The 19,230-nt window shown below is 64.5% G+C and carries 19 protein-coding genes, 1 tRNA gene and 1 pseudogene; 15 read left to right on the top strand and 6 right to left on the bottom strand.

What is annotated here, in order from left to right; all coding sequences use genetic code 11:
• Both PMI15_RS01765 and PMI15_RS01770 read right to left on the bottom strand, forming a co-directional pair.
• A partial coding sequence (locus PMI15_RS01765) for a Gfo/Idh/MocA family protein (RefSeq protein WP_007863007.1) occupies positions 1 to 864 on the bottom strand: 864 nt, incomplete at its 3' end.
• Positions 861 to 1,850 carry a PDR/VanB family oxidoreductase gene (locus PMI15_RS01770; RefSeq protein ID WP_007863010.1) on the bottom strand — a complete coding sequence of 330 codons (990 nt, stop codon included), beginning with the start codon at positions 1,848 to 1,850 and terminating at the stop codon, positions 861 to 863. The genes PMI15_RS01770 and PMI15_RS01765, both read right to left, overlap by 4 nt.
• A gap of 157 nt (positions 1,851 to 2,007) precedes the next feature.
• On the opposite strand from PMI15_RS01770, the gene PMI15_RS01775 reads away from it, so the two are divergent.
• From PMI15_RS01775 to PMI15_RS01790, 4 genes are all read left to right on the top strand, one after another.
• Positions 2,008 to 3,315 carry a Rieske 2Fe-2S domain-containing protein gene (locus PMI15_RS01775; protein WP_007863016.1) on the top strand — a complete coding sequence of 436 codons (1,308 nt, stop codon included), beginning with the start codon at positions 2,008 to 2,010 and terminating at the stop codon, positions 3,313 to 3,315.
• A 144-nt stretch (positions 3,316 to 3,459) separates the two neighbouring features.
• Complete coding sequence (locus PMI15_RS01780; protein WP_007863022.1) at positions 3,460 to 4,440, top strand: tripartite tricarboxylate transporter substrate binding protein; 981 nt, start codon at positions 3,460 to 3,462, stop codon at positions 4,438 to 4,440.
• A 41-nt stretch (positions 4,441 to 4,481) separates the two neighbouring features.
• Positions 4,482 to 5,474 (top strand): hypothetical protein, encoded by a 993-nt coding sequence (locus PMI15_RS01785; RefSeq protein WP_007863024.1) that lies wholly within the window; start codon positions 4,482 to 4,484, stop codon positions 5,472 to 5,474.
• A gap of 52 nt (positions 5,475 to 5,526) precedes the next feature.
• Positions 5,527 to 6,513: a DMT family transporter gene (locus tag PMI15_RS01790; protein WP_007863025.1), complete on the top strand. Its 987-nt coding sequence runs from the start codon at positions 5,527 to 5,529 to the stop codon at positions 6,511 to 6,513.
• A gap of 31 nt (positions 6,514 to 6,544) precedes the next feature.
• Here the strand turns inward: PMI15_RS01790 and PMI15_RS01795 are convergent, their stop codons facing one another.
• Positions 6,545 to 7,162, bottom strand: coding sequence for a TetR/AcrR family transcriptional regulator (locus PMI15_RS01795; protein ID WP_007863027.1), 618 nt, complete (start codon positions 7,160 to 7,162; stop codon positions 6,545 to 6,547).
• A gap of 122 nt (positions 7,163 to 7,284) precedes the next feature.
• Here PMI15_RS01795 and PMI15_RS01800 point away from each other — a divergent pair, with 122 nt between their 5' ends.
• From PMI15_RS01800 to PMI15_RS01835, 8 genes are read left to right on the top strand one after another with little or no spacing between them, the layout of a single operon-like run.
• Positions 7,285 to 8,583 (top strand): NAD(P)/FAD-dependent oxidoreductase, encoded by a 1,299-nt coding sequence (locus tag PMI15_RS01800; protein WP_036837138.1) that lies wholly within the window; start codon positions 7,285 to 7,287, stop codon positions 8,581 to 8,583.
• Positions 8,580 to 9,398: a DUF1365 domain-containing protein gene (locus tag PMI15_RS01805; RefSeq protein ID WP_007863030.1), complete on the top strand. Its 819-nt coding sequence runs from the start codon at positions 8,580 to 8,582 to the stop codon at positions 9,396 to 9,398. Before PMI15_RS01800 ends, PMI15_RS01805 begins: the two co-directional genes overlap by 4 nt.
• Before the next feature lie 42 nt (positions 9,399 to 9,440).
• On the top strand, positions 9,441 to 10,718 hold the full coding sequence (locus tag PMI15_RS01810; protein WP_007863031.1) for a cyclopropane-fatty-acyl-phospholipid synthase family protein: 1,278 nt from the start codon (positions 9,441 to 9,443) through the stop codon (positions 10,716 to 10,718).
• Positions 10,715 to 11,296: a chalcone isomerase family protein gene (locus tag PMI15_RS01815; RefSeq protein WP_007863043.1), complete on the top strand. Its 582-nt coding sequence runs from the start codon at positions 10,715 to 10,717 to the stop codon at positions 11,294 to 11,296. The genes PMI15_RS01810 and PMI15_RS01815 overlap by 4 nt, the downstream gene beginning before the upstream one ends.
• Positions 11,293 to 12,609, top strand: coding sequence for an MFS transporter (locus PMI15_RS01820; RefSeq protein WP_007863045.1), 1,317 nt, complete (start codon positions 11,293 to 11,295; stop codon positions 12,607 to 12,609). Before PMI15_RS01815 ends, PMI15_RS01820 begins: the two co-directional genes overlap by 4 nt.
• Positions 12,606 to 13,154, top strand: coding sequence for a DUF3833 domain-containing protein (locus tag PMI15_RS01825; protein ID WP_007863047.1), 549 nt, complete (start codon positions 12,606 to 12,608; stop codon positions 13,152 to 13,154). The genes PMI15_RS01820 and PMI15_RS01825 overlap by 4 nt, the downstream gene beginning before the upstream one ends.
• 6 nt (positions 13,155 to 13,160) lie before the next feature.
• On the top strand, positions 13,161 to 13,952 hold the full coding sequence (locus PMI15_RS01830) for an SDR family oxidoreductase (protein ID WP_007863049.1): 792 nt from the start codon (positions 13,161 to 13,163) through the stop codon (positions 13,950 to 13,952).
• Positions 13,953 to 13,960: 8 nt separating this feature from the next.
• The gene (locus tag PMI15_RS01835; protein WP_007863051.1) at positions 13,961 to 14,410 is read left to right on the top strand and encodes a nuclear transport factor 2 family protein; all 450 of its coding nucleotides are present in this window, start codon (positions 13,961 to 13,963) and stop codon (positions 14,408 to 14,410) included.
• Positions 14,411 to 14,541: 131 nt separating this feature from the next.
• On the opposite strand, the pseudogene PMI15_RS01840 reads toward PMI15_RS01835, so the two are convergent.
• A pseudogene (locus PMI15_RS01840) lies at positions 14,542 to 14,925 on the bottom strand (phage integrase N-terminal SAM-like domain-containing protein); the annotation flags it as partial.
• Between the two features lie 796 nt (positions 14,926 to 15,721).
• On the opposite strand from PMI15_RS01840, the gene PMI15_RS01845 reads away from it, so the two are divergent.
• The 3 genes from PMI15_RS01845 (at position 15,722) to PMI15_RS01855 (ending at position 17,310) form a co-directional block, all read left to right on the top strand.
• Positions 15,722 to 16,537 (top strand): dCMP deaminase, encoded by an 816-nt coding sequence (locus tag PMI15_RS01845; RefSeq protein ID WP_157214495.1) that lies wholly within the window; start codon positions 15,722 to 15,724, stop codon positions 16,535 to 16,537.
• Between the two features lie 62 nt (positions 16,538 to 16,599).
• Positions 16,600 to 16,974 carry a hypothetical protein gene (locus PMI15_RS01850; RefSeq protein WP_157214496.1) on the top strand — a complete coding sequence of 125 codons (375 nt, stop codon included), beginning with the start codon at positions 16,600 to 16,602 and terminating at the stop codon, positions 16,972 to 16,974.
• 51 nt (positions 16,975 to 17,025) lie between these two features.
• Positions 17,026 to 17,310, top strand: a complete 285-nt coding sequence (locus PMI15_RS01855) for a hypothetical protein (RefSeq protein WP_036837134.1) — start codon at positions 17,026 to 17,028, stop codon at positions 17,308 to 17,310.
• 81 nt (positions 17,311 to 17,391) lie between these two features.
• Here the strand turns inward: PMI15_RS01855 and PMI15_RS01860 are convergent.
• Positions 17,392 to 17,465, bottom strand: a tRNA-Gly gene (locus PMI15_RS01860).
• 84 nt (positions 17,466 to 17,549) lie between these two features.
• A complete protein-coding gene (locus tag PMI15_RS01865) occupies positions 17,550 to 19,040 on the bottom strand; it encodes a CYTH and CHAD domain-containing protein (protein ID WP_007863060.1) in 1,491 nt (496 codons plus the stop codon).
• Positions 19,041 to 19,230: the final 190 nt, after the last annotated feature.

The raw sequence follows: 19,230 nt of genomic DNA on the forward strand, positions 1-19,230 counted from the left end.
CAGGCGGCCGCCGTAGTTGCGGGCCGCCTTGAGCGCGCTTTCTTCGGCGGACGTGGCCGCGCCCTGCAGGCGCTTGCGGGCCGCGCCGTAGTCGGCCGGGTTTTTGGCCTGGCCCATCTCGCCGATGTTGCCCAGCAGCTCGTCCGAGTCGTAGTGGCCGTAGCCGCTGTAGGTGGCCGAGGCAAAGGCGCCGCCTTCAAAGCCCAGCAGCGCGCTGTAGGCGCCCTCGGTGGGGCGGCTCGCATCCCAGGCGCCGGTGTGGGCGCGTACGCTGCGCACCAGCCCGCCGCCCAGCAGGCGCACGATGTCCATCTGGTGCGTGGCCTGGCTGTGAATCACGCCGCCGCCGGCGGCCGTGTCCAGCTCTTCGGGCCGGCGCGGGCGGTAGAGGAAGTCGGTGAAGTTCAGCGCGTGGATCATCTTCACCGCGCCGTAGCGGCCGCTGTCTATCAGTTCGCGCGTGCGCCGTATCGGGGTGTTGAAGCTGTGGCTGTGGCCCACGATCAGGTGAACGCCCGCATCGCGGGCCGCTTCAATCATGGCGCTGCATTCGTCTACCGTGAGGGCCATGGGTTTTTCGACCATGACGTGCTTGCCGAAGGAGGCGGCCAGGCGCACGTGTTCGGCGTGGAACTGGTGCGGCGAGGCGATGTAAAGGGCCTCCACCGCCGGGTTGGCGCACAGCGCCTCCATGGATGCGTAGCTGGGCGCGCCGAAGTCTTTTTCGAACTGCGCGCGGGCAGAAGCGATGGGGTCGGTCGCGCCCACCAGCTTCACGCGGCCGTCGTGCGCAAAGGTGGGCAGCATCAGCGTAAAGGCCCGCCCCAGGCCGACGATGCCGAGTTTGAGTATGCGCTCCGTCATAAGTCCAGTACCAGTTCAGGCGATTTTGCGCGCGAGACGCAGACCATGATGTGATCGGCCTTTTCCTCCTCGCTCAGCACCATGTCGCGGTGCTCGGCCTCGCCGGCCAGCAGGTGTGTTTTGCAGGTGCCGCAGGTGCCGCTTTCGCAGGAGCTGGCCACGCGCAGGCCGCTGCCGCGCAGGGCTTCGAGGAGGGTCTGCCCCGCGCCGACCTCCACCGTTTTGCCGCTTTGGGCCAGGCGCACGCTGAAGGGCGTGTTTTCCGCAAACACCGCGGCGTCGACGCCGAAGCTCTCGAAATGCACCTTGCCCGAAGGCCAGTGGCCCGACATGTCGGCCACGCTGTCCATCAGGCCCTTGGGGCCGCAGCAGTAGACATGGGCTGTGCCCGGCTTTTCAAACACCGGCCACAGGTCCAGCGCTTCGTTGATGTCGCCGTTGTCGTGGTGGATCTGCACCTGGCCCGGAAATTCGGATTGCAGCTCGTTGATGAAGGCCGTGCCGGCGGCGTCGCGCGTGCAGTAGTAGAGCTTGAAGCCGGCGCTGCCTGTGCGCTTGAGCTGTCGCATCATGGACAGAATCGGCGTGATGCCTATGCCGCCCGCGATAAAAATGAATTCGCTGGCATGCGCGGCCAGCTCGAAATTGTTGCGGGGCGCGCTGACGGCCAGCAACTGCCCGGCTTGCACCTCGTCGGCCATGCTGACGGAGCCGCCGCGCCCGCGCCCGTCGCGCTTGACGGCAATCTGCCAGGCGCCGGTGTCGGCCGGGTCGCTACACAGCGAGTAATTGCGGCGCACGCCGCTGGGCACTTGCACCGTGAGGTGCGAGCCGGCCGTGAAGGCGGGCAGGGGCGCGCCCTCGGGGTGGCGAAGTTCGAACAGGTAAATGCCTTGCGCGACTTCCTCTTTGCGCGCAACCTTCAGCGCAAAGAAGTCCGGCTCCGCCGCCGGGGTGTCATTGGCGCCGTGAGGGTTAACGCTCATTCTTGTCTCCACAAACTTTCTTGACAAAGCACAAAATAACGATATTCTTAGTTGTCTAAGAATAATCACCTTGCCCTGGATTGGCAAGTTGTTTTTAAACCTGTTTTGATTGAAGGCTCCCGCCCGTGGGGCCGTTACCGATAAAAGGACATTCGCGATGTTGACCGCTGAGGAAAATGAACTGCTCTGCCGTGTGGAGGGCCAAGCCCCCATGGGCCAGCTGATGCGCCGCCACTGGACGCCCGTCTGCCTGATCGAGGAGGTCAGCGAGCCCGACGGCACGCCCGTCAAGGCGCGCGTGTTTGGCGAAGACCTGGTGGTGTTCCGCGACACCAAGGGCCGCGTCGGCGTGATGGATGAATACTGCCCGCACCGCCGCGTCTCGCTGGTCTTCGGCCGCAATGAGGACTGCGGCCTGCGCTGCCTCTACCACGGATGGAAGATGGACGTGGAGGGCAATGTGCTGGAGATGGTCTCCGAGCCCGCCGCCAGCGGCATGGCGCAAAAGGTCAAGCACCTGGCCTATCCGGTGAAAGAGTGGGGCGGCTTTGTCTGGGCCTATATGGGCCCTAAAGAAACCCAGCCCGAGTTCGTGCCGCCGGCCTGGGCGCCCACGGCCGATGCCAGGGTGACTATCGCCAAGGCGCTGATCCCCTGCAACTGGGCGCAAATCCTCGAAGGCGCGATCGATTCGGCCCACAGCTCCAGCCTGCATTCCTCGGACATGGTGCCGGCGCGCGTGGACGGCGCCGAGGCCACCGACACCAACTGGCTGCGCCCCTCCACTGACAAGGCGCCGCGCATGCAGGTGGAGCGCGGCGGCTACGGCTTTCGCTACGCCGCTATCCGCCGCCCCATCAAGAATGCGGCAACCAACGATTACATCCGCTCGACGGTGTTTGTGGCGCCGTCCACCGCGCTGATCCCCCCCAACAACCTCTACAACGTGGCGAACATCAACATACCGATGGACGACACCAACACGGCCTTCTATTTCATCGCCTGGGGCCACCCTGAGCAGACGCCCGACACCGACACCTGGCGCAAGTTCCTGGGCCAGCAGCTGGGCTCTGACCTGGACGCCAACTATGCGCCGCTGCGCAACCGCGCCAACAACTTCTGGCAGGACCGCGAAGCCATGAAGGCCGGCAATTTCACCGGCATCACCGGCTTTCCCAACCAGGACATCGCGATGTGGGTCACCATGGGGCCGATTGCCGACCGCACGCATGAGCGCCTGGGCGCCAGCGACATGGCGGTGGTCGAGTTCCGCAAGCAGATGCTCGAAGCGGTACGCGCCTTCCAGGCCGGCGGCGCCGCCATAGGCACGGGCGCATTGCGCATCCCGTCCAGCGTGGTCGCCTTCCAGGCCATTGTGCCCAAGACCACCGACTGGCGCGCCTACCAGGCCTCTTATGTCTGGGACACGCGCGAGCCCGCGCTGGAGCCGTCCTACTCGACCTGAGCCCAGGCCGCCCCCAGGCGGCCTGTTTTTTTAATTTACCTTCTTCATACTGCTTCTTTATCCTTACCGCTTTCCGTTCCGCGTCAGTCAGAGTCAGTCAGAGTCAGTCAAAAAGTCAGCCCCTAAAACCAGGAGACAAGCCCCATGAAACCACAACGCCGCTCTTTCATGCTGGCCGGCGCGATGCTGGCCGGCATGCTGCTGCCCCAATTCGCCGCCGCCCAGGCTGCTTACCCGAACCGCCCCATCAAATTCGTCGTGCCCTATGCCGCCGGCGGACTGCCCGACACGGTGGCGCGCATCTATGCGCAGCGCCTGGGCGACAAACTGGGCCAGGCGGTGGTGGTCGACAACCGGCCCGGCGCCAACGGCGTGGTCGCCGCGCAGGCGTTGGCCACGGCCCCCAAGGACGGCTACACCTTCCTGGTGACCGATGGCTCCATGTTCTCCATCAACCCCGCCATCTACAAAAACCTGGGCTATGACTACAAGCGCGACTTCGTGCCGGTGTCGGCGGCGGCGCGCGCGCCGCTGTACCTCGCGGTGCATCCCAAGGTGCCGGCCAACACCTTCCAGGAATTCATCGCGCTGGCCAAGGCCAAGCCCGGCACGCTGAACTACGGCTCCTCCGGCATAGGCAGCACCCACCACCTGACCATGGAGGCCATGAAGGCCGCGCTGGGCCTGCAGATCACGCATGTGCCCTTCAAGGGCACCGGCCAGTCGGTGCCCGCGCTGATAGGCGGTCAGGTCGAGGTGCTGTTTTCGGCGCTGCCCTCGCTGTCGGGCTTTGTGAAAAGCGGGCAGGTCAAGCTGCTGGCCAACAACGCGGCGCAGCGTTCCAGCCAGGAGCCCAATGTGCCGGCCATCGCCGAAACCATCCCGGGCTTTGACTTCGCGCCCATCGTCGGCGTGCTGGCCGCCACCGGCACGCCGGCCAGTGCCGTCGAACGCATCAGCCAGGAGATGGCACTGATCTCCAAAATGCCGGACGTGATCGCCACGCTCAACAACGCCGGCATCGAACCCATAGGCAGCAGCCCGGCCGATTACGGCAAGGCCATCCTCGGCGAAAACGAACGTCTGGCCAAGGCTATCGCCGCCTCGGGAATCAAGCCCGAGTAAGCCCCACTGAAATCCCTCTCTCACAAGGAACACACCGCCACATGTCAAAACTGAAACTGAGCTTCGGCTGCTGGAACTACGACCGCACCCGCGCCCTGATGGACGGGAGCGTGCAGCCCGACGGCATAAACCTGAACTACCTCAACATGCCGGTGGAAGAGACCTTCTTCCGCATGTTGCGGCACAAGGAATTTGACGTCGCGGAAATGTCGCTCTCGTCGTACACGGTCTCCATGTTCAACGAGTCGCGTCCCTTTGTGGCCATCCCGGTGTTTCCCTCGCGCTTCTTCCGCCATTCCTGCATCTACGTGAACGCCAAGTCGGGCATCCGCGAAGCCAAGGACCTGATCGGCAAGCGCGTCGGCAATCCCGAGTACCAGATGACGGCACCGGTGTGGATACGCGGCATCCTGTCAGACCACTACGGCGTGCCCGTGGACAGCGTGACTTACTTCACCGGCGGTGAGGAAGAGCCCGGCCGCTCCGAAAAAATCAAGCTCGACCTGCCGCCCAACATCAAGGTTGAGCGCATAGGCCCGGACCAGACCCTGGCGCAGATGCTGCTCGACGGCGAGATCGACGCGCTCTACACCGCGCGCATGCCCTCGAGCTTCCTCAAGGGCGGCGGCAAGGTGCTGCGCCTGTTCGAGGACTACGAACAGGTCGAGCGCAATTACTTCAAAGAGACGGGCATCTTCCCCATCATGCACACGGTGGCGATACGGCGCGACGTGTACGAAGCGAATCGCTGGGTGGCGCGCTCCATGATGAAGGCGCTCGAAGAGTCGCAGCGCCGCACCTATGAAGACCTCTACGAAACCGCGGCCCTCAAGGCCATGCTGCCCTGGCTGACTTCGCACGTCGAGCAGGTCAGGCGTGAGATGGGCGAGGACTTCTGGCCCTATGGCTTCGAAAAAAACCAGGCCACCTTGCAGACCTTTTTGCGCTACTCTTTCGAGCAGGGGCTGTCCAAACGTCAGCTCTTGCCGGAGGAACTGTTCGCACCCGAGTCGCTGGAGGCTTTCAAGATCTAGGAGTGGCTGCAAGGCGCGCGATTTTCCGCAAAAGACCACAAGATGAGGCCGGATGTCTGACACCTACCTGGGCTACCTGGGCTACGTTCTGGCCGGCGCCGCCTTGCTGCTCTTCACCGCGTCCATCTTGCTCACCAAGCTGGCCTCTCACAGGCTGGACCTCGGCCTGGGCTTCCTGGTCGCCACCACCGCCAACGTCGTTTTCTCCGCCCTGGCCTTTGCGGTGCAGATGGGCCTGCGCGGCGACGCGCTGTCGTGGAACGCGCAGGCCTTCTGGCTGTTCGCCGCGGCAGGCGCCTTCACCACCTACCTGGGGCGTTTCTTTTTTTACGAGTCCGTCGTGCGCTTCGGCCCGGCCAAGGCCAGCATCTTCCAGATCAGCAGCCCGCTGTTCACCGCCCTCATGGCCTGGCTGCTGCTGGGCGAGCGCCTGAGCGTGCTGGCGGCAGTGGGCATGCTGATGACCATCGCCGGCCTGATGCTGGTGAGCTACAAGCCCGGCTTCTTCTCGCGCCGCAATGCGGTGGCCGTGATGGCACCCGACGGCGGTCCCGCGCCAGAGGCCCTCAAGTCCACCGTGATGCAGCGGACCCTGCGGCAGGTGATGCAGTCGGTGTTCCTGCTGGGCGTGGGCAGCTCCATGGCCTATGCCATCGGCAATGTGCTCAGGGGCTCGGCCGTGCGCGGCTGGAACGAACCCGTGCTGGGGGCGCTGGTCGGGGCGCTCAGCGGCCTGGCGCTGCACCTGCTGTTCAGCGCCGGCAAGCGCGAGATCGTGCAACGCCTGCGCACAGCCGACCGCAGCGGCGTCGCGCTTTTTGCGCTGATAGGCGTTTCAACGATTTCCGCGCAGATCTGCGTGATCGGTGCCATGCGCTACATACCGCTGTCCGTCGCCACGCTGGTGACCCTGTGCACGCCCATCCTGGTGTTTCCGCTCAGCCACCTGCTGTTCAAAAACCAGGACAGGATCACGGCGGTCACGCTGGCCGGCAGCTGCTTGACCTTGCTCGGCATCGCCATCATCGTGATGCGCTGAGTGGCCGCGGGCCGCGATCCGGCCACTTGGGTTATCTGGCTTCAAGGCCCTCAAAGCATGTGCTGAGCACCAAAGCCACGATTTCATCGTCGGTGTACAGCTCGCCCATTTTCAAAAACTCCAGCACCGGATCGCAGGCGCGGGCGTACAGGGTATACAGCACCGCGACGGGAGGGAGCTTGGGGTTGAGCGCGCCCTTGGCCTGTGCCGCCTCAATCCAGGCACCCAGGCGGTCGCTCACGTCCATGAGCCCGTCCATATAGTCCTTGTTGGCCATCAGCGCGGTGCGCAGGCTGGAATTCTGGCTGGGCAGCGAAGGCATTTCACCCGCCAGCTTCAGGCCCATGGTCCAGGCCACCACCTTGCGCAGCTTGTCCACGGCGGACAGCTCAGTCGGCAAGGTGTCCAGAAAAGCCTGTGCCCGGCGCATGACCGACACCATGGCCGCTGCCGCCAGGTCTTCTTTGCTCGGGAAGTGCTTGTAAAGGCTGGCTTTGGCAATGCCCACGTCGGCAGCCACTTCGTCCACCGTCATGGATTCAAAGCCTTTTTCCGCCAGCAAACGGTTGACCGACTGGATGATGGCGTCTTCACGCGCCAGCAGCATTTGTGCCTTGAAGGAAGCCTTAGGGGGGAGGGTGCTCGTCATGGCTTGATTTTAGCCAGTTTGGTTTGAAAAAAGAATTGTGAGGAAATATTAATACTGAATGGTATTAATAAATACTGATTGGTATAGAATTGGCCTCATCAATTCAAGGAGTGCCTGTGTCGATCAAAGTGGCCATCGTGGGTTCGGGTATTTCAGGCCTGGCGGCCGCCCATGCCCTCAGGGGCAAGGCGGACATCACGCTGCTGGAGGCGGGCGCCTGGTTTGGCGGGCACACCCATACTGTTGATGTGACGCTTCCGACGCCGCGCGGTGAGGTCACCCACGGGGTGGACACGGGGTTTCTGGTCCTGAACGAGCGCACCTACCCGCAACTGATCAAGCTCCTGGCGGAGCTGGACGTGGCGACCGCCAGGTCCGAGATGTCGTTTTCGGTGCAGGCCCACGATGTCGCCAATGGCCGCGCCATGGAGTGGAGCGGCTCCAGCCTGAACACCGTGTTTGCGCAACGCGCCAACCTGCTGAACCCGCGCTTTTGGGGCATGCTGCGCGACCTGCTGCGCTTCAACACCCTGGCCACCCGCATGGCTCAAGACGCAAGCGACGTGCAACTGCGCCAGCCGCTGGGCGCGTTTCTGGACGAGCACGGCTTCGGCGCCGCGTTTCGCGACTGGTATTTCCTGCCCATGATGGCCTGCATCTGGAGCTGCCCCACCGCGCAGATGCTTCAGTTCCCGGTCTCCACCATGGTGCGCTTTTGCCACAACCACGGCCTGCTGCAAATCACCAACCGCCCCCAGTGGTGGACGGTGCAGGGCGGCGCCAGGCGCTATGTGGAAAAAATCATCGCGGGCATCGCGGACAAGCGTTTGAACACCCCGGTGCGCCGTATCGAACACCTGGACGGCACACCGGACGGCAAAGGCGGCGTGCGCATCCACACCGATGCCGGCGTCGAGCTGTTCGACAAGGTCATCATCGCCACCCATTCCGACCAGGCCCTGAACATGCTGGCCGCGCCAACGGTGCGCGAGCGTGAAACCCTGGGCGCTATCTACTACCAGTCCAACAAGGCCGTGCTGCACACCGATGCCTCCGCCCTGCCGACGCGCAAGGCGGCCTGGGCGGCCTGGAACTATGAGCGCGCGGCGGCGCCGGGGCAGGAGGGCGCGCGCGTGTGCCTGCACTACCTGCTTAACCGTTTGCAGCCCCTGCCCTGGGAGCAGCCGGTGATCGTGTCCCTGAACCCGGTGCGCCCCATCGCGCAAGACCGCATCATCGGCGAATACGACTATGCCCATCCGGTGTTTGATCCGGTCGCCGTGGCTGCACAGCACTGCATGCCGGCACTGCAAGGCAAAAACCATCGCTACTATGCCGGCGCCTGGATGGGCTACGGTTTTCATGAAGACGGCCTCAAGGCAGGGCTGGCTGCCGCCGCGCAGCTGTTGGTGGACACATGAACCAGCCCGTGCCGCTCATCGCTTTCGGCCAGGTGCGCCACACCCGCCTGCGCCCGCGGCGCCACGCCTTTGCCTACCCCACCTATTTCCTGATGCTGCCGCTGCGCAGCCTGCACAGGCAGGCGCCCCGGCCCGGCCAGTGGGACATCAACCGTCCGGGCCCGCTGAGCTTTTTCGAGACCGACCACGGCGACGGACGCGGCCTGGAGCAGGGCGGCGCCATCGCCTGGCTGGACGAAGTGCTGCGGCGCGAAGGCATTCATGACGCGACCGGGGAGGCCTGGCTGCACACCTATCCGCGCGTGCTGGGCTACACCTTCAAACCGGTGAGCTTCTGGTATTGCCACCGCGCCGCGGACGACCAGGGCGGCGGCCTGCGCGCCATCGTGGTGGAAGTCAACAACACCTTCGGCGAGCGGCACTGCTATGTGCTGGACGCCCCGCGTTATGGCGTGGAGCAGCGCGCCGACAAGGTGTTCCACGTCTCGCCTTTCAACCCGGTGCAGGGCCACTACCGCTTTCGCTTCATGCGCTGCGAACACGGCGAACAAGGTGGGCAAGGCGGACTCGCGCGCACGGTGGCCCGCGTGGATTTTTATGACGACGACGTCGCCGACACCCCCGTGCTGCAAACCAGCGTCAGCGGCACGCTGCAGCCCATCACGCCCGCCGCCTTGCGCCGCGCCGTCTGGCGCCATCCCGCGATGACGCTGGGCGTGGTGCTGCACATCCATGTACAGGCGCTGCGCCTGTGGTTGAAAAAAGTGCCTTTCTTTCGAAAACCCGCGCCGCCGCAAACCTTTGTCTCGCGCTAGAGGCCTACGCGCAATACATACGCCCCATTCCAGGAGTCCGACATGAACGCCGTTACCCGCACCGCCCAAGGCCTTGCATTTCCAGAGGACGCGCCGGCCGCCGCCCGCAGCGCGCTGCGCCTGCTGCAAAACCTGCGCCACGGTGCGCTGACCCTGCACCTGCCCGACGGCTCGCAGCGCCGCTTCGGCGAGCACCCGCAGCAGCAGGGCATGCACGAGCCCGGGCATCCCAGCGCCAGCATCACGCTGCACAACTGGAAGGTGTTCGGCGCAGCGCTCAAGTCCGGCGACATCGGCTTTGCCGAGAACTACATCGCCGGCGACTGGAGCACGCCCAACCTGACCGAACTGCTCAAGCTGTTCTCCGTCAACCGCCGCGAGGTCGACGCCATGGTCTTCGGCACGTGGTGGGGCCGCCTGCTGTACCGCGTCAAGCACCTGCTGCACCACAACAGCCGCGCCAACAGCCGCAAGAACATCCACGCCCACTACGACCTGGGCAACGCGTTTTACCGCCTGTGGCTGGACGAGACCATGAACTACTCCGGCGCCTGGTTCGAGGGCGACCTGTCCCGCCCCTTGCCCGAGGCGCAAGACGCCAAGGTACGCCGCGCACTCGACATGGCCGGCGTGAAGCCTGGCGACCGCGTGCTCGAAATCGGCTGCGGCTGGGGCGCGCTGGCCGAGCAGGCCGCCGCCCGCCGCGGCGCGTCCGTGGTGGGCGTGACGCTGAGCACCGAGCAGCTGGCCTATGCCGACGAGCGCATGCGGCGCCTCGGCGTCAGCACCGGCGCGGGCGGGCGCGCCGACCTGCGCCTGCAGGACTACCGCGACATCCCGGACGCGCCCTTTGACGCGATCTGCTCCATCGAGATGGTGGAAGCCGTGGGCCAGGCCTATTGGCCCACCTACTTTGCCACCGTGAGCCGCCTGCTCAAACCCGGCGCCCGCGCCTGCGTGCAAAGCATCGTCATCGACGACGCGCTGTTCGACCGCTACGTCGCATCGACCGACTTCATCCAGCAGTACATCTTCCCCGGTGGCTGCCTGCCTTGCCCGCGGGAGTTCCGCCGCCAGGCCCAGGCCGCGGGGCTGGAGGTGGTGGACGAATTTGCGTTTGGGCCCGACTACGCGGAGACGCTGCGCCGCTGGCGCGATGCCTTCACGGCGCGCGCAACCGAAGTGGCGGCGCTCGGCTTTGACGAGCGCTTCATGCGCATCTGGGCGTTCTACCTGGCCTACTGCGAAGCCGCCTTCGATACGGGTGACATCAACCTGATGCAGTTCACCTTGCGCAAGCCCGCCGCGCTTTCAACATGAAAAACGCCGCTGCCTGCGCACTGTTGGCGGTGGCCGGCTGCCTTTGCGGCCTGCCCGCCCAGGCCCAGGCCTTGCCGCAAGAGCTGCGCCCCGCCTTGCCCACGGCCAGCCTGTCCGGCCAGGCCCGGTTCAAATACTGGGGCTTTGAGGTCTACCAGGCCACCCTCTGGGTCGCCCCCGGCTTTGCCGCGCCGGCTTATGACAAAAGCCCCTTCGCGCTGGAACTGGCCTACCTGCGCGACTTCAAGGGCGCGGACATCGCCAGGCGGTCCATCGCCGAGATGCGCCGCCAGGCGCCCATCACCCCCATGAGCCCGGCCCAGGAAACCGACTGGGAAACCCAGATGCGCGCGCTGTTCCCGGACGTCAGCAGCGGCGACCGCATCACCGGCGTGCACCAGCCCGCCACCGGCGCGGTGTTCTGGAGCAACGGCCGCCTGCTCGGTGAAGTGCGCGACCCGCTGTTTGCCAAACTCTTTTTCGGCATCTGGCTGTCCCCGCAAACCTCCGAGCCGCAACTGCGCCGCGCGTTGCTCGCCCAGGACAAACCTCCGGCCCCGGCGGGCGCCGCGCCATGAATCCCTCCATGGCCGTGCCCATCGAAGCGGCGCCGCGGATTCTGGGCCTGGGCGGCGGCGCGCGCTACGGCCTGCTGGGTTTGCCCCTGGCGTTTTGCGCCCTGCCGCTGTATGTGCTGATGCCCAATCTGTACACGCGCCAGTGGGGCGTTTCGCTCGCGACCTTGGGTGCCGTGCTGCTGGGCGCGCGCCTGCTCGATGCGGTCATAGACCCGCTGCTGGGCCGTCTGTGTGACCGCCTGTATGCCGCCTCGCTGCGCGCGGTGCTGGCCATGGGCGCGGTGGCCGCGGCCGTGCTGGCCACGGGATTTTCTTTTTTGTTTGTGCCGCTGGTGAGCGGACCCACGGCGCTGCTCTGGTGGGCGGGGTTCTGGCTGGTCGTGACCTACGCGGCCTACAGCGCCTTGTCGATCGCGCACCAGTCTTGGGGCGCCATGCTGGGCGGCGACGCGCTATACCGCAGCCGCATCGTGGCCTGGCGCGAAGGGCTCGGGTTGGTGGGTGTACTGCTCGCGTCGGTCATGCCCGCGCTGTTGGGCGTGCCTGCCATGCTGGCATTGCTGGTCGCCGGCCTGGCAGGGGGCTGGTGGGCCTGGTGCCTAGCGCCCCGGCCCGAGCGCCGCCACCTCGCGGCGGCAAGCGCAGCAGGCACCACCGCCGGCGCGCTCCGCCATCCGTGGCGCAACCCCGGCTTTCGCCGACTCCTGGGCGTCTACCTGCTCAATGGCATTGCCAGCGCCATCCCGGCCACGCTGGTGCTGTTTTTCCTGCAAGACCGCCTGCAGGCCAGCGAGGCCATGCAGTCCGCCGCGCTGGCGGTGTACTTTGTGTGCGGCGCGCTGTCCATGCCGCTGTGGCTGCGCGCGGTCAAGCGCTGGGGCCTGGTGCACAGCTGGCGCTTCGGCATGCTGCTGTCCATTGCCGTTTTTCTGGGCGCGAGCCTGCTGGGCGCGGGCGACGCGCCGTGGTTTTTGCTGGTGTGCGCCTTGTCCGGCGCAGCCCTGGGCAGCGACCTGGTCCTTCCCGGCGCGCTGCTGGCCGGCGTCATCGCCAGGGCCGGCGACCGCGGCCGCGCCGAAGGGGCTTACTTCGGCTGGTGGAACTTCGCCACCAAGCTCAACCTCGCGCTGGCCGCCGGCCTGGCCCTGCCTCTGCTGGGCTGGCTCGGTTATGTGCCCGGCGTGCGGGATGCCAACGCGTCCGCCTTGCTGACCGCCGCCTACTGCCTCCTGCCCTGCGCGCTCAAAGCCCTGGCGGCCGGCGCGCTCCATTTTTTCATCCTCTCAACCACGGCCCCGCCGCACACCCCATGACACAACGCAACTTTTTCCACCGCCCATTCCTTCTCGCCGCCGTGGTGTGCGCCGCCTTGCTGGGCGCATGCGGCACGCCGCAAGTCCAGGACTACGCCAAAGAAACCCCGGTGCTGGAACTGCGCGACTACTTCAACGGCACGCTCGACGCCTACGGCATCTTCACCGACCGCTCGGGCAAGGTCGTCAAGCGCTTTACCGTGGTGATGACCTGCACCTGGAAGGGCGACGCCGGCGTGCTCGACGAAGCCTTCAGCTATTCCGACGGCACGACCCAGCGCCGCATCTGGCGCCTGACGCGCCACGCCGACGGCCGCTACACCGGCCAGGCCGACGACGTCGTGGGCACCGCCGAGGGCCGGCAAAGCGGCAACGCCTTCAACTGGGCCTACACCCTGGCCTTGCCGGTGGACGGCCGGGTGGTCAACGTGCAGTTTGACGACTGGATGTACCTCATGAACGACAAGGTCATGCTCAACAAGGCCGCCATGCGCAAATGGGGTGTGGGCCTGGGCGAAGTGACGCTGTCCTTCACCAAACGATAGACCGCCATGGCTCTGAACTCTCGCATGCAAGACTGGCGCGGCCGCACCGTCTGGCTGGTGGGCGCCTCCACCGGCATAGGCCGGGCCACCGCATCGGCGCTGCACGCCCAGGGCGCGAAGGTCGTGGTGTCGGCCCGCGGCGCGGATGCGCTCAACAGCTTTGTCGACGCCCACCCCGGTGCCCTGGCCCTGCCGCTGGACGTCACCGACGCGCCGGCCGTCAAGGCCGCGGCAGCATCCCTGGCCGCGCAGGGTGCGCTGGACTGCGTCGTCTACTGCGCCGGCCACTACCACGCCATGGATGCCGCCCACATGGACCTGGCCGACCTGCTGCGCCACAACGAAGTCAATTACCTGGGCGCGCTCTACATGCTGGACGCCGTGGTGCCGCAGCTGCTGGCGCGGCAGCCCCACACGGGCAGCGCCCAGCGCGGCCACATCAGCCTCATGGGCAGCGTGGCCGGCTACCGCGGCCTGCCCAACAGCCTGGCCTACGGCCCCACCAAGGCCGCGCTCATCAACCTTGCCGAAACCCTGTACCTGGACCTCCATGCCCAGGGTGTCGGCGTGTCGCTCATCAACCCCGGCTTTGTCAACACACCGCTGACGCAGCAGAACCGGTTCAAAATGCCCGCCTTGATCACCCCCGAACAGGCGGCCCAAGAAATACTCAAGGGCTGGGCACGCGGAGAGTTTGAAATCCACTTTCCCAAACGTTTTACCCGCTGGATGAAAGCCCTGCGGCTTTTGCCTTACCCTTTGTTTTTCGCGGCAACCCGCCGCCTCAGGCAGGCCTAGGAAAATCCATGAACTCCGCCCACTCCGCGAACTCCGCTGTCGACCGCATTGCAGACACCTTCCAGCTTCTCACCCTCCCGGGCGTGGAAACCCTGGGCGCCATTTACGCCCCCGACGCGCGCTTCAAGGACCCCTTCAACGACGTGCAAGGCGTGGCCGAAATCCAGCGGATCTTTCGCCACATGTACGCCAGCCTGGACAACCCGCGCTTCGTCGTCACCGGGCGCATCGTGCAAGGCGAGCAGTGCTTCCTGACCTGGGAGTTCCACTTTGCCTTCAAAAATTTCCAGCGGGGAAAGGCGCAGCGCATCCTGGGCGGCTCGCACCTGGTGCTGGACGGCGAAGGCCGCATCACGCTGCACCGCGACTACTGGGATGCGGCTGAAGAGCTGTATGAGAAGCTGCCTGTGGTCGGCGGCTTGATGAGGTGGTTGAAGCGGCGCGGCGGTTCGTCATAGATGACTGCCTCACCGCAAAGCAGACATTCCTCCCAGTGATCGAATCCGGCGGACTCATTGTCTGCCCGGCCTCAACCTTCAGCACATGCGTGTAAATCATGGTGGTGCTCACATCAGAGTGGCCCAGCAGTTCCATCCATCGCTGCCAGCAAACCGGCAACTTCGTCCTTGGTCAGCACTGAGGGAATCCGCCGCGCGCGGGTCGGTCGGTTGATGTTGTCGAGCCAGGGCAGATCGACGCCAAGCACCTCCCGGTATAAAAACAGCAACGCGCTCAGGGCCTGGTTGTGTGTGGATGCTGAAACCTTGCGTTCCGTGGCCAACATAGTCAGAAAGTCCTCAACCTCCTTCGCCCCCATGTCGCGCGGATGCTTCAAACCATGCCAGCGGATGAAAAAACGCACCCAGTACACATAAAGCTTCTCGGTGCTGAAGCTATAGTGAAGATAGCGAATCCGCTCCCTGACCTGGTCGAGCAAGCGGGTCGATTGCAGCGGTGGGTTACCGGGTTTCATGGAAGTATTTGCCTGTATGGAAATACAGTATATTTTCCGAAAACCCAATGAACAAGAGGCTTTCGGACGATTTTTATGACCAAGTTAAACCTCAGCCACCAAGTTAAGCCGCAGGTTTTGCAGTCTAAATTACGTTAGCCCTCAAAGGAGAGTTTTATGCCAACTCATATTTTCGAGCTTGATGGATGTACCCACACCAATCTGCCTGCCGTACAAGGTTCGCTGGTGGGGATCCCAGGTTGCACAATCTACCGCTCGGCTAGAGGCTCTTTTCTTCTTCGCGTCGAGTGCGATGAAACGCCAGAGGGTCAAGTCGAGGCGCTCCTCGCGCCGCTACAGGTCAAGCCAGTCCAAGCAGTCGAAGTCCCTGGCATCAATCTAACGCGCTAGTCGAGGCCCCACAACGCGTCAGAAAAAGTCTTCTGGGTATGGAATGGTTGGGGTGTTCTCTTCACTGGGTTGGTTGGCCTATGGCTGCTACTTCACATCCCCGTTTCAGTAAAGCTGCGGCATCTTTTTTGGCTTCGCAATCCACTTGCGATCTTTGGCCTTTCAGCAATAGTGCTCACGTTCATTTCGTCTGGCTGGGTCGCTGGTTTGCTGTCGCTCCCTATCGGTGGGGTTCTGTCGGTAGCGGCCGCCCGATTGCTAGTGCCGCGCCCGTAGCGATTGGCCGCCTCAGTGGCTGCCTAAACGCTGTATTGAGGGCTAACCCGTCAATCGAGCGGATGCCCAACCGGCTGCGCCGGTCGGTCACCGCTCATGTCAAACGTTGGGCCTCATGAGCCGCGCACCCGTGACCGATGAAGATCGCGAGTTCATGCGGTCCTCCATCGACGAGATGAAGAAGGCCACCTCGCCGGGTCCGCGAGTTGGGGCCGCTGTTGCTCGGGATGGAGTGCTGATTGCCGCCGCTTGCCGAGGTGGTGGAAAGCATGCCGAGCGCGCTGCGATTGAGCTCGCTGAATTGAGCGGTCTAAGCCTCCGCGGCGCGACCCTCTACACGACGTTGGAGCCGTGCATTGATGTCGGTTCTGCGAAGGAAAGTTGCGCTGACCTAATTGCGCGCGTAGGGATCTCGACTGTGTTCATTGGAAGCTACGATCCCAACCCACTCATTTACCGCGCCGGCTGGGCTCGCCTGCGGGATGCTGGGATTGCGCTCCGCGACTACCCTGCCGATATGAGAGAGGAAGTCGAGTCACTGAACTCCACATTCGCTGAACACTTTACTTCCGGAATGGGGCCAAACGGCGGCGCGAAGTTCGATTACATGCTCAATGAGAGCAAGTTTGAGATCCAGTTTGCTCCAGGCGATGCTCGATCGATTGTGACTCGTTGGAGTACCAGAGGCGGGACATCCATTCACGCATACGCGGATAGGCCACAGCAGGTGGCTCTCGCTCGATACGCGCGGGAGTTTCACGAGATCGACGATCCAAGGGTCTTTGACTTCAGTTACACCGCGCCGATCCATGTCGGCGAGATCGCCGTCTTCGTGAGCGAAGACGGGGCGGCGCTGGTAAAGGTTGTAGAAGTTGAGGGCGGTCGAGATCATGGCGCCGAGCGCACGTCACTGAAGATCAAGTACGAGATTCGCGTGTGGAAATGAGGCCCAACGTGCCGGTCACCTTTGCGTTAAAGCGATCCTGTCCTCGAACCGAGCGTTGTTCCATGACATCCGCATCTGACCCCACAGATCCTGCTGAGTTGTGCATTCAAGTGCATCCAGATGCTGCCCCTGCGCTAGATCTGGCGATGCTGCGCGAGCAGTTCGAATCCATCGCGAACACAGAGTCCTGTGTCATTCGCAGTAGAGCGGAAGAGGGAGAAGACAACGGCAGATATCTGAACCTGGCCTTCAAGACTTCGAACCGGGCTCATCTATGGAGCATCGTCGAAGCAAAGCTGTATGCGCATCCGACGTTCGGTAGCTTGCTCCGCAAGTCTTCGATGACTATTTGCACCGGCGATTCCGGTTGGGATGACTACCTGGTGCTGTATCACTTCAATCCAGAGGTCGAGATCGATGCCATTGATGAGCTTTAACCGGTTGCTGGAGCGGACGGCTTCGCCGCCCGCTCAGCGCGCACGTCAAACATGATCTATCGAGCCGTTCTCGTATGCGATGGTGTTCCGAAGGATGCTGGCTCGGAGGCTGCCATCGACATCGCGAAGGAGTTTGCGGAACATCGCAAATGGCACGCGAACGTTACATGCGCCTGGGACGGTTCGCGACTCACACTTACCGCCGAGAACGACTACGACCCAAAAGGGTTGGCGCTCCTCGACGAGTTCTCAGATTGTTTGTCTGCGTACATAACTGGCGGGTTTGACGGTGATCTGAAAGTCAAATCGATCGATGAAGTGAGCGATCATGTCTAACAGGCTCGTCGAATGGACCCGCAACGACGGCCAGCGCGGTCGCCATTCTTGAAAGAAATCAATCAATCAATTACAGAGACATGGAGCGGGTGAAGGGAATCGAACCCTCGTATGAAGCTTGGGAAGCTGCCGTTCTACCATTGAACTACACCCGCATCTAGGTGGTTGCTGACGAACCACTTTGCGCTGAGCCTCGCCAGGAGCGGGCTCGCAGCGATTTTACACCCCGGTTTTGGCTTTCAAGCGCGCCAGTAGCGCTCAGGCAAGTGCGGCAGCGAAAGCTCCGGCTGCTCCTGCTCGCGCAGCGCCGCCTGCAGCGTGTGCTGCAGCTTGCCGGGCTGCTCCATGCCGGCGCACAGGGCTTCGATGTGGGCCCTGGCGGTCACGCGGTCGTTGTGCACGCCAAAAACCGTTTGCGCTTTTTTGAGCCAGTCCAGCCAGTCTTCGGTGGCTTTGGCATCGCAGCGACCGGCGATGAACTCCGTGAGGTAACGCAGCTTCTTGGCGGTGATGCGCAGGCGGTGCAGGCGGGTGGGGCTCAGGTGGTCCAGCCGGGGCAGGGCCTGCCGCAGCCTGTGGGCGAGTTTCTCGAGCCGCGCCGTGATCTCGTCGAAGGATACGGCCGGGCCATCGTTGTCCGGCTGCGCCAGGCAGCGGCCCAGCTGCAGCAGCAGGCGCTGGGTGTCGCGCTCCTCGAGGGCGGCCTGGGCCTGCAGGCGGGCAGTGGCCTGTTGCAGGCCGGCGGCTTCGTGGAGTTTCTGGCGCAGGGCGGCGTCGTTCAGGCCGTCCGCCAGCGGCGGCCAGGTTTCTTCGATGAAGACGTCCCAGTCGCGTGCGATGCCCAGGCGCTGGCCCAGGGTGCGCAGGCTGTCTTGCACGGGCGCGAGCGCTTCCTGTTGCCATTGGGCCGCGCGTGCCAGCGGGCCGCAGGCCACGCGCAGCCTTCGCACCGCCACGCGCAGCTGGTGCAGGTATTCGCTGTCATAACGCTCGCCTTGCGCCTGGGCCAGGAAGCCGGCTTCATTGGCTTGCCAGTGGGCCAGGGCGGCTTCTATGGCTGTGCGCGCCGCGGCGCGTGCATCGTCGCCTTGGGGCGTATCAGGCGTGGCGGCCTTGGCCGGTGGTGCCGGGGCCGCCCCTTGGGCCAGGCGGTCGCCGCGTTCGGCCTTGCTGCGGTTGTCCAGCACCAGCGGGTGGCGCTCCACCAGCAGCAGGGCCAGTGCGAACACGTCGTCGACCGGCCCGCTCTTGAGCTCCAGTTCCACCTCGCACAGCGGCTCGCTGCGCTCCCCGGCCAGGATGTCGCCTTGGTCGATGGCGACTTCGATGACGCCACCCGCGGCGCCGGTGATGTGGCGGATCTCGCGTTGGAAGCGGGTCTGGAACTGCGGCTGCAACTGGGCCTTGAGGGGCTCCAGCACGGGCGCAAAGGCCGTGCCCTTGAGCGGCTCCCATTCAAGGGCCGGGCCGGCGACCGCGAACTCGATTTCCGCGCGCTGGTGCAGGCCCGCGCGGCTGCCGCCGCCCTTGGCGGTCTGCAGCCAGTGCTTGCCGTCGCTGCGCAGGCGCAGGCCTATGCGGGCCCGGGCCAGCGCGCGCTGCGGCGTGTCGAAGTAAATATTGTCCAACTGCTGGTGCGTGGCGCGGGTATCGGTATCGGCCCACAGCGGGTCGGCGCGCAGTGCGGCCAGCGCGTCAGGGGGCAGCCTGAGCTTGAGTTCAATTTCCATGGCGGTGTGTGCGGCGATGCCTGTGCGGCAGATTTGGCCATGGTACTGCGCGCCCGCCCGCCCGGCGAGGCGGCGGCGGGCGCGGATGTAGTCACAAAGGTGTATCCATAGGTTACTATCGCTCGAGCCGCGCCTCCAGCCGGCTGCGTCCCCTGTGATGCCCGCGGTTTTGGGATTCAAGAAGGCTGTT

This window comes from Polaromonas sp. CF318 (assembly GCF_000282655.1).
Lineage (GTDB): Bacteria > Pseudomonadota > Gammaproteobacteria > Burkholderiales > Burkholderiaceae_C > Polaromonas.

Bases quoted from the DNA above. Each gene is read 5' to 3' on its own strand.
- PMI15_RS01770 (WP_007863010.1), bottom strand. From the start codon at position 1,850: ATGAGCGTTAACCCTCACGGCGCCAATGACACCCCGGCGGCGGAGCCG.
- PMI15_RS01775 (WP_007863016.1), top strand. From the start codon at position 2,008: ATGTTGACCGCTGAGGAAAATGAACTGCTCTGCCGTGTGGAGGGCCAA.
- PMI15_RS01780 (WP_007863022.1), top strand. From the start codon at position 3,460: ATGAAACCACAACGCCGCTCTTTCATGCTGGCCGGCGCGATGCTGGCC.
- PMI15_RS01785 (WP_007863024.1), top strand. From the start codon at position 4,482: ATGTCAAAACTGAAACTGAGCTTCGGCTGCTGGAACTACGACCGCACC.
- PMI15_RS01790 (WP_007863025.1), top strand. From the start codon at position 5,527: ATGTCTGACACCTACCTGGGCTACCTGGGCTACGTTCTGGCCGGCGCC.
- PMI15_RS01795 (WP_007863027.1), bottom strand. From the start codon at position 7,162: ATGACGAGCACCCTCCCCCCTAAGGCTTCCTTCAAGGCACAAATGCTG.
- PMI15_RS01805 (WP_007863030.1), top strand. From the start codon at position 8,580: ATGAACCAGCCCGTGCCGCTCATCGCTTTCGGCCAGGTGCGCCACACC.
- PMI15_RS01810 (WP_007863031.1), top strand. From the start codon at position 9,441: ATGAACGCCGTTACCCGCACCGCCCAAGGCCTTGCATTTCCAGAGGAC.
- PMI15_RS01815 (WP_007863043.1), top strand. From the start codon at position 10,715: ATGAAAAACGCCGCTGCCTGCGCACTGTTGGCGGTGGCCGGCTGCCTT.
- PMI15_RS01820 (WP_007863045.1), top strand. From the start codon at position 11,293: ATGAATCCCTCCATGGCCGTGCCCATCGAAGCGGCGCCGCGGATTCTG.
- PMI15_RS01825 (WP_007863047.1), top strand. From the start codon at position 12,606: ATGACACAACGCAACTTTTTCCACCGCCCATTCCTTCTCGCCGCCGTG.
- PMI15_RS01830 (WP_007863049.1), top strand. From the start codon at position 13,161: ATGGCTCTGAACTCTCGCATGCAAGACTGGCGCGGCCGCACCGTCTGG.
- PMI15_RS01835 (WP_007863051.1), top strand. From the start codon at position 13,961: ATGAACTCCGCCCACTCCGCGAACTCCGCTGTCGACCGCATTGCAGAC.
- PMI15_RS01850 (WP_157214496.1), top strand. From the start codon at position 16,600: ATGACATCCGCATCTGACCCCACAGATCCTGCTGAGTTGTGCATTCAA.
- PMI15_RS01855 (WP_036837134.1), top strand. From the start codon at position 17,026: ATGATCTATCGAGCCGTTCTCGTATGCGATGGTGTTCCGAAGGATGCT.
- PMI15_RS01865 (WP_007863060.1), bottom strand. From the start codon at position 19,040: ATGGAAATTGAACTCAAGCTCAGGCTGCCCCCTGACGCGCTGGCCGCA.